Source organism: Cohnella sp. AR92 (assembly GCF_003990975.1).
GTDB lineage: Bacteria > Bacillota > Bacilli > Paenibacillales > Paenibacillaceae > Cohnella.
The window spans coordinates 77,632-91,408 of the sequence record NZ_RZJR01000021.1 but is presented as its reverse complement, the minus strand read 5'-3'; the positions used below and the strand labels follow the sequence as shown (position 1 = coordinate 91,408).

13 protein-coding genes, 1 rRNA gene and 1 riboswitch are annotated in these 13,777 nt (G+C 58.8%); of the genes, 4 read left to right on the top strand and 10 right to left on the bottom strand.

All coding sequences use genetic code 11. The features are described from left to right. A 16S ribosomal RNA gene (locus ELR57_RS25750) occupies nucleotides 1–334 on the bottom strand; the annotation flags it as partial. A gap of 438 nt (nucleotides 335–772) precedes the next feature. Here ELR57_RS25750 and ELR57_RS25745 point away from each other — a divergent pair. Continuing rightward, nucleotides 773–1,186, top strand: a complete 414-nt coding sequence (locus ELR57_RS25745; RefSeq protein WP_126962434.1) for a DUF4395 domain-containing protein — start codon at nucleotides 773–775, stop codon at nucleotides 1,184–1,186. A 524-nt stretch (nucleotides 1,187–1,710) separates the two neighbouring features. Here ELR57_RS25745 and ligA read toward each other — a convergent pair. From ligA to ELR57_RS25720, 5 genes are all read right to left on the bottom strand, one after another. Continuing rightward, nucleotides 1,711–3,732, bottom strand: a complete 2,022-nt coding sequence (gene ligA, locus ELR57_RS25740) for an NAD-dependent DNA ligase LigA (protein WP_126962432.1) — start codon at nucleotides 3,730–3,732, stop codon at nucleotides 1,711–1,713. A 67-nt stretch (nucleotides 3,733–3,799) separates the two neighbouring features. After that, entirely contained in the window at nucleotides 3,800–6,289 is a 2,490-nt protein-coding gene (pcrA, locus tag ELR57_RS25735) for a DNA helicase PcrA (protein ID WP_126962430.1), read from the bottom strand. Further along, entirely contained in the window at nucleotides 6,279–7,016 is a 738-nt protein-coding gene (pcrB, locus tag ELR57_RS25730; RefSeq protein WP_238162695.1) for a heptaprenylglyceryl phosphate synthase, read from the bottom strand. The genes pcrA and pcrB overlap by 11 nt, the downstream gene beginning before the upstream one ends. 151 nt (nucleotides 7,017–7,167) lie before the next feature. After that, nucleotides 7,168–8,061, bottom strand: coding sequence for a UTP--glucose-1-phosphate uridylyltransferase GalU (galU, locus tag ELR57_RS25725; RefSeq protein ID WP_126962428.1), 894 nt, complete (start codon nucleotides 8,059–8,061; stop codon nucleotides 7,168–7,170). A 17-nt stretch (nucleotides 8,062–8,078) separates the two neighbouring features. Further along, nucleotides 8,079–9,461, bottom strand: coding sequence for a UDP-glucose dehydrogenase family protein (locus ELR57_RS25720; protein WP_158630181.1), 1,383 nt, complete (start codon nucleotides 9,459–9,461; stop codon nucleotides 8,079–8,081). A gap of 198 nt (nucleotides 9,462–9,659) precedes the next feature. Here ELR57_RS25720 and ELR57_RS25715 point away from each other — a divergent pair, with 198 nt between their 5' ends. Next, complete coding sequence (locus tag ELR57_RS25715; RefSeq protein WP_126962424.1) at nucleotides 9,660–9,917, top strand: hypothetical protein; 258 nt, start codon at nucleotides 9,660–9,662, stop codon at nucleotides 9,915–9,917. Between the two features lie 70 nt (nucleotides 9,918–9,987). Here the strand turns inward: ELR57_RS25715 and ELR57_RS25710 are convergent, their stop codons facing one another. Both ELR57_RS25710 and ELR57_RS25705 read right to left on the bottom strand, forming a co-directional pair. Continuing rightward, a complete protein-coding gene (locus ELR57_RS25710; RefSeq protein ID WP_126962422.1) occupies nucleotides 9,988–11,106 on the bottom strand; it encodes a CgeB family protein in 1,119 nt (372 codons plus the stop codon). Between the two features lie 184 nt (nucleotides 11,107–11,290). Further along, nucleotides 11,291–11,665, bottom strand: coding sequence for a hypothetical protein (locus ELR57_RS25705; RefSeq protein WP_126962420.1), 375 nt, complete (start codon nucleotides 11,663–11,665; stop codon nucleotides 11,291–11,293). A 215-nt stretch (nucleotides 11,666–11,880) separates the two neighbouring features. On the opposite strand from ELR57_RS25705, the gene ELR57_RS25700 reads away from it, so the two are divergent. Both ELR57_RS25700 and ELR57_RS25695 read left to right on the top strand, forming a co-directional pair. Further along, nucleotides 11,881–12,156 (top strand): autorepressor SdpR family transcription factor, encoded by a 276-nt coding sequence (locus ELR57_RS25700; RefSeq protein WP_126962418.1) that lies wholly within the window; start codon nucleotides 11,881–11,883, stop codon nucleotides 12,154–12,156. Then, nucleotides 12,153–12,839: an SdpI family protein gene (locus tag ELR57_RS25695; RefSeq protein ID WP_126962416.1), complete on the top strand. Its 687-nt coding sequence runs from the start codon at nucleotides 12,153–12,155 to the stop codon at nucleotides 12,837–12,839. Before ELR57_RS25700 ends, ELR57_RS25695 begins: the two co-directional genes overlap by 4 nt. A gap of 7 nt (nucleotides 12,840–12,846) precedes the next feature. On the opposite strand, the gene ELR57_RS25690 is transcribed toward ELR57_RS25695, so the two are convergent. Together ELR57_RS25690 and ELR57_RS25685 are read right to left on the bottom strand one after the other, a co-directional pair. Further along, on the bottom strand, nucleotides 12,847–13,161 hold the full coding sequence (locus tag ELR57_RS25690; RefSeq protein WP_126962414.1) for a DMT family transporter: 315 nt from the start codon (nucleotides 13,159–13,161) through the stop codon (nucleotides 12,847–12,849). Between the two features lies 1 nt (nucleotide 13,162). Beyond that, complete coding sequence (locus ELR57_RS25685; RefSeq protein ID WP_126962412.1) at nucleotides 13,163–13,507, bottom strand: DMT family transporter; 345 nt, start codon at nucleotides 13,505–13,507, stop codon at nucleotides 13,163–13,165. Between the two features lie 142 nt (nucleotides 13,508–13,649). Next, nucleotides 13,650–13,769: riboswitch (guanidine-I (ykkC/yxkD leader) on the bottom strand. Nucleotides 13,770–13,777 lie beyond the last annotated feature (8 nt).

Below are 13,777 nucleotides of genomic sequence, written 5' to 3'. Positions count from 1 at the left end.
GTCCCAGTGTGGCCGTTCACCCTCTCAGGTCGGCTACGCATCGTCGCCTTGGTAGGCCGTTACCCCACCAACTAGCTAATGCGCCGCAGGCCCATCCATAAGCCACAGCTTGCACCGTGTTTCCCAGAACCGGGATGCCCCAGTCCTGCGTATCCGGTCTTAGCATTCGTTTCCGAATGTTATCCCGGTCTTATGGGCAGGTTGCCTACGTGTTACTCACCCGTCCGCCGCTAACCTTCTTAAGTAGCAAGCTACTCAAGAAGATCCGCTCGACTTGCATGTATTAGGCACGCCGCCAGCGTTCGTCCTGAGCCAGGATCAAACTCTCCATAAAGGTAAACCTTTTTGAAGAACCTTGAAGGCTCGTTCTGTACTGCTGGTTTGTCTCGCAGAACCGAAGTTCCGCTCGACGATTTATTTCCATTTACGCTCGATGTTCAGTTTTCAAGGAACAAGTTTCGCTCCGTTTCCGAAGCAGGAATTACATCTTATCGCATACCGTCTCGCTTTGCAACCCTCAATGTTTTCCAGTTTGTCGTCTTCACGTTCAATCCGGAAGTCATCTTCTTCTTTTGTGTTAGAAGCGATTCGTGCTCGGCCTCAGCGGCGCGAGAAATAATGTACCATGAATCGCAATCCGATTGCAACAGGTATTATTTTACATTGTTAAAGAACAATATCTTCTCCTAATTAGTCTCCTAAATGATTGACATTTTTATTCCGATCGACTAAGTTGGTATTAAAGTGATTATATCCCCCGGAGGTGTTCTCCATGCGCGAGAATCCCATGCCTTATATCAAAGCCAATCAGACCGGCATCGTTGTTCTTCTTATCCTGACGGCCGTCTTCCGACAACCTTGGCTTCTTGCCGCGCTCTGGCTTATCGAAGTCGTCGGCTTGGCCACGAGCGGCAAATGGAACTTATTCGTCCGAATCGCGAAGCCATTCCTACGTACGGAAGGGCGCGAGACGCAAGCCGAGGTGCTGACCCGCTTCAACAACTCATTGGCCGTTCTGTTCCTCACTCTGTCCTTGCTGTTCTTCGCCCTAGGCTGGACGGCAGCCGGATACGTGTTCGCCGCGTTCCTATTCATCGCCGCCGGCGTCGCTCTGCTCGGGTACTGCATCGGATGCACGTTGTACTTCCAATACAAACAGCTCAAACACAGACTTAGCCACAGCTAACAATAAGAGCCGACTACGCAAAGCCCCCGCTGTCCAATGGATAGCGGGGGCTTGTTGTTATTCGCAATCTTCCGACCCGCTAGTCAGCCTCTCCCCTTCGCTCAGGAAGAAAGGCAACGGGGGTGATTATCCTATTATACAGCCACGCTTCCCGGTCTCCCCTTCATTCGTCTTCCCTTCATTCGTCGTCCCCTTCATAATTTGCAACTTTACAATTCGCTTTCCTACATCCTTCAATATCCCCCTCGCCCGTTCGAACTCCTGATCCAGGGGAGAGGCGAGCAAGGCGCGGCCAAAGCGAAGGATGCAGGGAATCAGAGCTCACCTGAGCGAAGGGGAGAGGCGCGGTAATAGCGGCAACCTTGGCAGATGTGCGTCCACCCCTATCGTGCTGCGTCATGACGCCCGGCACCTTCGTCGCCGGGAGAGAAGCGCGAGGAGGTTGGCGAAGTTCTACCGGTTGGGGAAGGGGAGTTAGCCGAAAAAAAAAAGCAGCCCGGTTTGTTCCGAGCCGCTTCTTCAAGCTATTCCATGCCCAACAGACGGGCCAGTTCCTCTTCGTCTTCCAGAACCTCGACGCCAAGATCTCGCGCTTTGGTCAGCTTGCTGCCCGCGCTCTCCCCCGCGATGACGAGGTCCGTCTTCTTGGAGACGCTGCCCGACACCTTCGCGCCGAGAGCTTCGAGCCGCTTGGCCGCTTCGTCCCGCGTCATCTTCGTCAGCGTGCCGGTCAGCACGACCGTCTTGCCGTACAGCGGGTGTCCGGCATCCGCGGCCTCTGCCGCCGGGCGCTCCGCTTCCGCCTTCACTCCTGCCGCTCTCATCCGCGCGATGCTCTCTTGCATGAGCGGATCGCGGAAGTAGCCCGCAATGCTCTCCGCGACGATGCCGCCGACGTCCGGAAGCGCCGTCAGCTCCTCGGCTTCCGCCGCCATCAGCTTGTCGAGGTCGCCGTAATGGTCGGCGAGCGTCTTCGCCGTCGCCTTGCCGGTATTCGGAATGCCGAGGGCATTCAGGAACGCCGCCAGGTCGCGAGACTTCGACTTCTCCAGCGCCGCCAGCAGATTGGCCGCTTTCTTCTCGCCGAACCGTTCGAGTCCTATCAGCTGCTCCAGCGTCAGCCCGTACAGATCGGCCGGATCCCTAACTTCCAGTTGGTCATACAGCTGCTCCGCCGTTTTGCCGCTGAACGTCTCGATATCCATGCAATCGCGGGAAGCGAAGTGCGTGATCCGGGCAACCACCTGCGGCTTGCATCCGAGACGATTGTTGCAGAACAGGTGAGCCCCGCGCATCTCGAGCGGAGAGCCGCAGCCCGGGCAAACGGTCGGATAGACGATCTCCTGGCCGGTCTCGGACTCGTCCGCTTTGCCGAGGATCTCCGGAATCACGTCGTTCGAACGCCGAATGAACACTCTCGTGCCCAAGCCGTACTTCAAGTTTTTCCGTTCGATGTCCCCGATATTGTTCAACGTGCAGTTCTGGACGGTCACTCCCGCCAGCTCGACCGCTTCCACCCGGGCGAGAGGGGTGATCTTGCCCGTGCGGCCCACTTCCCAGGAGACCGATTCGAGAACCGTCGTCGTCTCTTCCGCTTCGAACTTGAAGGCGATCGCCCAGCGAGGAAACTTATCGGTATAGCCCAGCGCTTCCCGAGTCGCGAAGTCCACTATCTTGATGACGGCTCCGTCGATCAGGTAGTCGAGGCTGTTCCGGCGTTCGGCAATCTGTGCGAGCTCGGACGACAGCTCCGAGAAATCCCGGAAGTAACGAACGTATGGATTGACCGGGAAGCGGCTGCCGCGCAGAAAATCCATCATCTCCCGATGATCGCGGAAGCCGATGCCTTCCGCATAACCCACATTGTAGAAAAAGGCGTCCAGCTTGCGGGATGCGGTCACGCGAGGATCGAGGTTCCGAAGCGCCCCGGCCGCCGCGTTGCGGGCATTCTTCAAGGGCTCCGCCGCCGTCTCGTTGTATCGTTCCAGCACGGAGAGGCGCATGATCCCTTCGCCCTGCACTTCAACCGTTCCCTGATCGAACGGTATCGTCAATGGGATCGAGCGGATCGTCCGCACCTGAGCCCGTATGCCTTCGCCTACGACTCCGTTGCCGCGCGTAGAAGCCTGAACGAGCTGTCCATCCTGGTAGGTCAGGTTCAACGTAAGCCCATCGTACTTCAATTCGACGACGAACTCCGGCTCCGGAAGCGGCTTCTCGGGGTTCTTCGCATTGTAATCCGCGATCAGCTTCCGGACCCTCGTCTCCCAGGCGGCAAGATCCTCCGCGCTCTGCGCCTTGTCCAAGCTCCACAGACGGGAAAGATGGCGATGCGGCTCGAAGCCCTTGAGGATCTCTCCGCCGACCCGATGGGTAGGCGAATCCGGAAGCGACGTCCCCGTCTCCGCTTCAAGCGCGACCAGCTCGTCGTAGAGGAGGTCGTACTCCTTGTCGCTGATCGTCGGGCTATCTTCCGTGTAATAACGATGGCTGTGCTCGTTTAGCTTCGCGACAAGCTCTGTCATTCGTTGCAGCGAATCCGCCATGGGCCAAACCCTCTCTTCAATTAAGGATCGTAAGGATGGATTCCTATATTCCTTTATTTCCGTATTCCTATATCTTCGTCACCGGAGCGAACGCCGCCAGAAGCCGCTTCACTCCGATAGGAGCGTTAAACGCAATCGTGAGCTCGGTGTCGTTGCCCGTGCCCTTCACGGCGACTACGGTGCCGACGCCCCACTTGGCGTGCTGCACCTTATCGCCCGCGGAGACGGACAAGCCGCCTTCTCCGGCAGCCGCCGGCTTCGGCGCTCCCGGCTGCGGCACCACCCGCGCGCCGCCTTGAGCCGGGCGCGAGCCGAAACCGCCCGCAGCGGCGGGCTGTCCGGCGCTCGGACGGCCGCCGAAGCCCCCGCCTGGCGCGCCGCCTCCCGGCGCACCGAAGCGTCCGGCTCCGAAGCTGCCCGCTTGGCCCTGCCCCGCGGCCGAGCCGAAGCGAGGAGCCGCGCCGCCCGCGGCGAAACCGCCGCCTCCGCCCCCGCCATAGCTCGGCCTAGCTCCGAAGCCTCCGCCATAGCCGCCTTGGCTTCGGCCGCCCGATGGCTCGGACAGCTCCTTCAGCTCGTCCGGGATCTCCTGCAGGAAGCGCGAAGGCAGGTTGTTGCTCGTCCGTCCGTAGAGCAGCCGCATTCTCGCGCAGGTCAGATACAGCTTCTTCTCCGCGCGGGTGATGCCGACATACGCCAGACGCCGTTCTTCTTCCATCTCGTCGTTGTCGAGGAAGGCCCGGCTGCCCGGGAAAACCCCTTCTTCCATGCCGATGATGAACACGACGGGGAATTCCAGCCCTTTCGCGCTGTGCATGGTCATGAGAACGACCGCGTCGTCGCTGTCCTCTTCGTCATTGTTCATGGAGTCGATGTCGGCGATCAGCGCCAGATCCGTCAGAAACGCGACGAGCGACTTGTCATCGCTGCGCTTCTCGAACTCTTGGGTAACGGACAGGAATTCTTCGATGTTCTCCAGACGGGCTTTGGATTCCAGCGTATTCTCTCGAATCAGCTCCATCCGGTATTCGGTCATCTCGAGCATCTTCTCCGTGAGCTCGGTAACCGACAGGTAGTCGACCATGGCCGTCAGGTTGGCGATCAGGTAGCGGAAGCCCGACAGCGCGTTCTTAGCCCGTCCCTGGATATCGACATTGAATAGGCCGTCGCCCAGAATGCCGTCGCCTTCGCTAAGCAGACTGTAGATCGAGATGCCGCGGCGAGCCGCTTCCTCCTGCACCTTCGCCATGGTCGTGTCCCCGAGACTGCGCTTCGGCACGTTGACGATTCGGTTAAGGCTGATATCGTCGTCCGGGTTGGAGATGAGGCGCAGGTAAGCGAGAATGTCTTTGATTTCTTTGCGGTCATAGAACTTCGTGCCGCCTACGATTTGGTACGGGATCTCCGACTTGATCAGAATCTCTTCCATCACCCGGGACTGGGCATTCGTTCGATAAAGGATAGCATGATCGCTGTAATGCTTGCCGTTCTGCCTGCCTCGCTTGATCTCCCTCGCGACGAAGTACCCTTCCTCATGCTCGGAATCCCCTTGGTAGACCGATATTTTCTCCCCGCCGTCTTGGTCCGTCCATAGATTCTTCGCCTTGCGTCCCATGTTGTTCTTTATCACTTGGTTGGCCGCTTCGAGAATGTTGGAGGTGGAACGGTAATTCTGCTCGAGCAGGATCGTCGTCGCTTCCGGGTAGTCCTTCTCGAAGTTGAGGATGTTCGTGATGTCCGCGCCGCGCCAACGGTAGATCGACTGATCGCTGTCGCCGACGACGCAGATGTTATGATGCTTGTCCGCCAGCATGCGGGTCAGCATGTATTGGGCCCGGTTCGTATCCTGGTATTCGTCGACGTGGATGTACTTGAACTTATTCTGGTAGAACTCGAGCACCTCGGGAACGTCCTTGAACAGCTTTATGGTCATCATGATGAGGTCGTCGAAATCGAGGGAATTGTTGCTCTTGAGCCTCTTCTGGTACTGGGTGTAAACCTTGGCGACAATCGTTTGAAAATAGTCCCCGATGCGAGACTCGTATTGTTCCGGAGAAACGAGCTCGTTCTTGGCGGCGCTCATCATCGCTTGGACCGCCTTGGGCTCGAACTTCTTCGTGTCGACGTTCTGTTCCTTCATAATAGCGCGGATAACGGACAGCTGATCGCTCGAATCGAGAATGCTGAAGTTCGAGGTGAAGCCGATCCGCTCGATATCCCGCCGCAGGATGCGCACGCACATCGAGTGGAAGGTACTGACCCAGATGTCGCGTCCGGACGGGCCGACCAGCTTCGATACCCGCTCCTGCATCTCGCGCGCCGCTTTGTTGGTAAAGGTGATGGCGAGAATGCTCCAAGGGGCCGCCAGCCTCTGGGCTATGATATAGGCGATCCGATGCGTCAGCACCCGCGTTTTGCCGCTGCCCGCTCCCGCCATGATAAGCAGCGGGCCTTCCGTCGTGATCGCGGCTTCTTTCTGCTTCGGATTGAGCCTGTTGATTTCTTTGTTTATGTTCACCTGTTGGTTCTCGGATGGATCCATCGGTTCAAAAAACATGGTCTTGCTCCTTTACGCTGAATTTCACCGCTTCGACCGTCGCGATCGCAGCCCGGAGATCGTCGTAGACGACATTGCCTACGATGACCGTGTCGGCAGCCTCAGCCGCCTGCCGCGCCTGCTCCGGAGTTCGAACGCCGCCGCCGTAGAACAGCTGCGCCTGCCGAAGCGTCTCGCGAACTTTCTTCGCCAGTTTCATATCGCCGAAAGCTCCGCTATACTCCAAGTATACGACCGGCACCCTCCAGAGTCGATCCGCCAGTTGGCTGTAGGCGATGACCCGGCTATCGGTTAAGGCGGCTTCCGCCCCCGTCACTTTCGCCGCCGTCGCTTCCCCGTTCAGCACGATATAAGCTTCGCCGGCCGTCATATCCCAAGGCAGGAACGCTCCGAACTCCTCGATCGCGCTCGTCTGATGCCCGATCAGCCAATCGGTCTCCTTCGCGTTCATCACGAGCGGAACGAAGTAGCCGTCGAAGCCCGGAACCGCGCTCTCGGGATCGGTCAGCTCCAAGGCGCAGGGCACCTCGTATCGGCGGATCCTGGCCAGCAGATCCACGGTATTCTCGTAGGTGACGCCGCTCGAACCGCCGACAAGGATGGCATCCGTGCCGGACAGGCATACCGCCTCGAGATCTTCGTCGGAGATCGGGCGATCCGGGTCCAGCTTGAACACGTGACGCCACCCGGCATAGAAAGAAGGGAATGCGATCATGCGTTCCTCCATGACGTTTACCCCTAGTCTACAGGAATTCGGCGAATCTTCCAAGCCGCAGGGAGAACTCCTCGTTTGTGTAAAAAAATAACTGCCGCCCGCCCCCGTCAAAGCGAGGATCGAGCGGCATGTTCTTCATGCGCGGATGCGATTTTGCGTCGTTCTATCGGTTAAAAGCAACGTCGCCTTTGAGCTTCTCGATGAGATAGGACCGAACGTCGTCGCCAAGGCCGGGACGCTCAAGCGCGAAGTCGATGATCGTCTTCAGGTAGCCGAGCTTCTCTCCCGTGTCGTAGCGCCTGCCTTCGAAAGCATACGCATAGATCGATTCTTGGCTAAGCAGACGGAAGATCGCATCGGTCAATTGAATCTCTCCGCCCGCTCCGATGTTCTGGGTCTCGAGCAGATCGAAGATCGCCGGGGTCAGGATGTAGCGGCCCATGATCGCGATGTTGGAAGGCGCCTTCTCCGGCGCAGGCTTCTCGATCACTCCCTTGACGCGAATCAAGGACGTTCCGGCGGATTCCTCAGCCGGGTCGACGATCCCATAGCGGGACACTTCATTCCCCTCTACCCGCTTGACGGCCAGCACGCTGCTCTGCACCTCGTTAAACACATTGATCATCTGCTTAAGGCAAGGTTCCTTCTCCGATTGCACGATGTCGTCCCCCAGCAGCACGGCGAAGGGCTCGTCCCCGATGAACTTGCGCGCGCACCAGATCGCGTGCCCCAGCCCCTTCGGCTCCTTCTGGCGGATATAATGGATATCCGTCAGATCGGATGCCTTCTGCACTTCGGACAGAAGATCGTACTTGCCTTGGTGCAGCAGGTTCTGCTCCAGCTCGTAGGAGCTGTCGAAGTGGTCCTCGATCGCCCGCTTGTTCTTGCCGGTGACGATGAGGATGTCTTCGATTCCCGAAGCGACCGCTTCTTCGACGATGTATTGGATCGCCGGCTTGTCGATGATAGGAAGCATCTCCTTGGGCATCGCTTTGGTCGCCGGCAAGAAGCGCGTGCCTAGGCCGGCCGCCGGTATGATCGCTTTACGAATCTTCATGAGACTTGCACCCTTTCCTATCCTGTGGGCTCGTTCGTCGATGGCGTCTGCGATTCGAACGGCGATGACAGGTCGAACGGAACCGCTCTCGACTCCGGGAGCCGTCCTACTCCGATGCAGACAACTCCTTGTGAGTTAAGCATAACCGAATCAAGCGCGTTGCGTCCATCCAGAATAATCGGGCGTCTCATCCAGCTCTTGAATTTATCGGGCGCGATCCTGCGGAATTCGGGCCATTCCGTGACGAGGATGGCCGCGTCCGCTCCGCGAAGAGCTTCTTCGGCCGTCTCGCACAGCTGCACCGCGTTCGGAAGCGCCTGCCTTGCCGTCTCGCCGGCCGACGGATCGTAGGCGGTCAGCTGAATGCCGGAATGACGGCGCAGCAGCTCCGTGGCCAAACGAATCGACGGCGCTTCCCTCATCTCTTCGCTCCCCGCCTTGAACGCGACTCCGAGAAGAGCGACGCGGCGCCGGGAAGGACCGGACAAAGCGGCCTCCAGCTTGCGGACCAAGCGCATCGGCAGCATCGCGTTGGCTCGCAAGGCGGCGGCGAGCAGCGTCTGCGGGGCGCCCGCCCCTTCCGCCATTCGCACGAGCGACCGGGCGTCCTTCGGAACGTTAGGTCCGCCGAAGCCGAGCCCTGCCCCGAGATACAGGGGACCGATCCGCGGGTCGAGTCCGAGCATGCGCTCGATGGCGGGATAATCGGCGCCCGTCTGCTCCGCCAACGCCGCAATCTCGTTGGCGTAGGAGAGCTTGACCGCCAGATACCCGTTCGCGGCGAGCTTGCCGAGCTCCGCGCTCCTCCGGTCCGTCCCCAGGATAGGAGCGGAGAAGCGCCCATGAAGCAGGCGCAGGCGTTCCGCCGTATCGTCGTCATTGGACCCTATTACTATATGCGAAGGCTCGAAGAAGTCCCGTACGGCAGTCCCTTCGCGCGAGAATTCGGGCAGCGAGGCAACGCCGAACTCGCAGTCCGCGGACAGACGGCGGCGGAGCCGGCTCTCCACCCGATCGCTTGTCCCGACGGGAACCGCGCTCTTGACGACAACGATCCGCTTGCCTCCCTCTCGCCATTCGGGGAGTCTGTCCACCGCGGTCCACAGCTGGCCCAATTGAACGTTGCCATCGTCCCCGGACGGGGTGCCGACCGTCAGGAAGAACACTTCCGCATCGCTGTTCGGAAGCTCCTGCTCCGTGCGGAAGCAGAGGCGTCCCGCCCTTGCGTTCCGAATAACGAGCGGTTCCAGCCCCGGCTCCCGGAACTCGATAACGCCATTGGCCAGCCGATCGATATGCCCTGCATCCTGGTCATAGCATTCCACGTAATGCCCAAGCTCGGCGAAGCCGGCCCCCGTTGTCAAGCCGATAACATTCATGCCTACAACCGCTATCCTCATGCGGCTCCCCCCCTGATTCCAAATGAACGGAACGATTTGAACAAATTGTAGCATTCGCGAATGGACGGATATCCCGAGTTTTGTTAACGGGGTGTTAAGTATTCCTGATTTTACAGAAAGGACGCCGAGAAGGCCGCCGCCTCTTTTTAAAGGACAATCGCCAAGTTGTCCAGCCGACCCGGAAGAAGGACGAATAAGATGGTTCAGATCGTCGCGAAAGGAGGAAGGTTCGTGGCCTCATCCGCCAGAAAAAAAGGCAAGGCAGCTTCAAAAGCCGTCAACAGAAAGCAGAATAAACGGGCAAGTTCCCGAGTAACGACGGCCAAGCAGGAGTTCGACGAGCTGAAGAAGCAAGCGGCCGTCGACGTGCAGAAGCTGCGCGAAATTACCGGAACGATGGTAGGAGCCGTATTCTGCTCGCCGGATGGCTGCAGCTATTCTTTCATCGACGAATAAGGAAGCCGATGCGGAAAAGAAAAGAAAAGAGAGACCGCTCCGCAAGGCGCGCGTCTCTCTTTGTTTATGGTCAGGCCAGCTGGACCGAATCGAGAAGCTGCGATACCCGGGAGGTGAACGTATGATCCCGCATGGTGCGAACGAGAGCTCTCCAGGCGATCTCCCGGCGTTCCTCCTCGTGCGTCAGGTAATGCTCCAGCTTGCCGAGAAGATCGTCCACGCCGTCGAAGATCACGATCTCCTCATTGGGCACGTAATAGGAGGCGATATCTTCTCTGGCATCCACCAGTTGCAAAGTTCCGCAGGCCGAGATCTCGAAGGTTCGAGGATTCGGCGACACGGCGGGGATGATGATGTCGCTCTCGTTCCTCTCGTCGTCCGCCATCCGATGAATGTTGATGGAGATCCGGCTGGCGCTGTAATGCTCGGCCGTCTCCAGCGGGTCCATCCAGCGTCCGGGGTCGAACGTCCCTCTGAAGCCGGAGGGAAGCTCAAGCTGTTCCCACCAGAACCCCGATACATGAATCTTGCGATGGGATATCGCCGGCAGCAGGGATTGCATCATCGCCAGGCGGTTGCGGTAGGCGCTTCCGATAAAGCTGATGTCCCCTCGAAGCTCTCTCCTTGCATTGCGCGGGCGGAAGGCTTCGGGGTGAATGCCTAGCGGCAGATTGAATACTTGCGCCGCCCCCATCTGCCGATAGAACGGAACGCAATTCTTCTCCGGCGTAAAGACGTAATCGTAATGGGGAGCATAGCCGGCCGTAAAGTTCGTATAATAGGGGTCGTCGGTCAGCCAGATGGCCGTACGGATCCCGTGCATGCGCAGCAGTTGAACGTGCTCGGCGCCGAACTGCGTGCCGTCCAGCACGAGAACGAGATTCGGGCGTTCCGCCAGAGCCACGGGAACGACGGGATCCTGCGGCCGCATGATCGTTACTCTCTCCGCCGTCGCCGTCAGAGCCGCTCCGATTCCGGCGTCTAGCGAATCGTAAGGAGCTCCTTTACCCGAGGTCACGTAAAGAATATGATGCGGACGCTTCGGAACGGATACCGCTGCCGCCGCTTGCATGACCGCCTCGCATTGCCCCTGCCATCGTCCGTCGCTTCTTCCTTCGAACGATCCTTCACGGTAACCGAGATCATAGGGGCTCGATGACCGGGAATGCCTTTTTCTCCTAATCGCCATGCTCATCCCCTCCGCTATCGCCGCGTTCTTGAGGCATCTGCTCCCGCCCGCCGCGTCTAGTCTACAATATATGAACGGTTGCCCGGATAGGCATGGATAGTTGCCCGTCCGCGAACATCCAAATAAAAGAGACTCCGGAACCCGTAGTTCCAGGAGTCTCTTCTCTCTGCCGCTATCTTGCCGTTTACTGTTGCGCCTCAAGCCTCCGTCTGCCTTCTTCAAGTCCTTCGGCGAAGCCGATCGGGTAGAACTGATCATAGGCGTCGTTGAACCCCTGAAGGCGCCTGCCATTCCGAACGCTCTGCCTCGAAGCCGCTGAAGGATAGCGGAATCGGCGTCTCAGACGGACAACTCCGGCTTTGGTCAGCCGGATCTTCCTGCCGCGCTGCCGGACGCTGCCGACGAACCGTACGCTCTTCCGTTTCAGCTTCCGGCTCTTGGCCGGCTTCCCCGCCGACGGGGAGAGCGCCTTCGTCGTCCGGATGGGCGACTCCGCGACAGCCGGAAGCGACGATCGCGTGACGAGGATCCGCCCTTTATGCAGCAGGAGGCCCGCCACTGCGCCTTGGCCTCTTCTACCAACGCTCTTGGATGCCCGGATAACGATTGCCCCCTTGATGAGTTGTGCTATAGCATATGTCCGCGACAGGCGCATGACACACATTCCCTTTTTTGCCCCTTGCGGGAGCGCTCGTCGTTCGTTATACTTTATTTAGATGATTGTCTAAATATCTAATTACACAATGCATCACTGCAGTCAGGAGGCGACCTCCCTTGAACGATACGTTCAAAGCCTTGTCCGATCCGACCCGGCGCCAGATCATACAGCTTCTTAAGGAACGCGACCTGTCCGCCGGGGAGATCGCCGAGCAATTCTCCATCTCCAAGCCGAGCATCTCCCATCACTTGAGCATCCTGAAGAATGCGAAGCTGATCGACGACGAGCGGCAAGGCCAAAGCATTATTTATTCGCTGAATATGACCGTCTTCCAAGAGACGCTCGGCTGGTTTCTTGGAATGATGGGAACCAAAGGAGACGAATCCCAATGACCGAATCCAGAGCAAGTTCCGAGAAGTCCTTCTTCTGGAGCAAGCGCGACACTTGGCTGATCGCGATCAACCTTGCGCTTCTTGCCTTGTCTTACGCCTTCTTCAACCACAGACTGCCCGGAGAGGTCGCTTCCCACTACAACGTCCATGGGGAAGTCGACGGAACGATGCCCAAAGGCGGATTCTGGCTGCTGTACGGCGCGATTGCCGTCCTGCTCCCGGCGTTCATAACCGTCATGCGCCACTTCGACCCTCGCCGGGGCAATTATGCCCGGTTCGAGCCTTACTTCGTGCTTATTCGGTGGGGACTCAGCCTGTTCTTCCACGCTCTGTTCACCACGATCATTCTAAGCGAGCTCGGCTACTCCATTCGAATCCCCAACGTCATCATCGGAGGTCTGGGACTGCTGTGGATCGTTCTCGGCAACCGGATGAGCCAGGTCAAGAGCAACTTCTTCGTCGGAATCCGCACCCCGTGGGCGCTAACCGACGAGACGAATTGGACTCGGACTCACCGTCTGGCCGCCAAGCTGTGGGTCATCGCCGGAATCCTGATGTTCGCGGCCGCCTGGTTGACTTCCAACCTCTGGCTGGCTATCGTCGTTCTCGTCTGCGCGGGCGGCAGCTCCCTGATTCCGGCGGTCTATTCCTACCTCTTGTACGCTCGCAAGCGGACCTCTTAAAGGCGGCCTATTCCACCAGCTTTAAGCCGATCGCCGCAGCCAAGACCAGCACGAGGAAAAAGATTCTTCGTCCATCGCGCGACTCTCCGAAGAAAGCCATTCCGATGAGCGTCGCGCCGATGGTGCCGATCCCCGTCCAGATCGCGTAAGCGGTGCCCATCGACAACGATTGCAGCGAGGTCGTCAGCAGGATGAAGCTCGATACGAATCCCCCGATCAGCAGGGCGAGCGCTCCCGCGCTCCGCTTCTCATTCAGACGGTTAAGACCCAAGACGCCGACGACTTCGCCAACCCCCGCCAAGATCAACAACACCCACGCCATGTTAGTTCGCCTCCTTCGCCGACGGCTCCGAATGGCCCGCCGTTATTTTCAACCCCGCGATCCCTATGATCATCACGACGACGAGCAGCAGCTTGCCCCAGCTCAAGGGAACGTCGAAAAAGATGGATTCGCCGATTACCGTTCCCGCAGCTCCGATCCCCGTAAATACGGCATAAGTGGTTCCGACCGGAAGCACCTTAGTCACCAAGATTAGAGCATAGAAGCTGAATAGGATGACGATGGCGGTCAGCGCCCACGTCCACCAGCTGTTCGCGTGCTTCAAGCCGGATACCCAGCCCACCTCGCTAAGCCCCGCCACGATAAGCAGCCCCCAATATCGATTCATTGCCGACAACCCCCTCCTGATTAGTTTGTCCCGTTAAGGGAATCCTTCCCGCATGAGAGAACGGACTTCGCGCAGCAAAAAAGCCCGGGAGCCTCTCTCACGCCGGCCGTCCGCAACCTCGTTGCGCCTGCCGACATCAAGATACTCCCGGGCTTCTATCCCTCCGTGGACGCGTCTCCTAGTGAGACCGCGCGTTCCCTCTCGGACCGGACCGGCTGCCGCCTGCTTGAGGCGATGCCGCGGAACCCTAGGGAAGCTTTCTGATGTCGT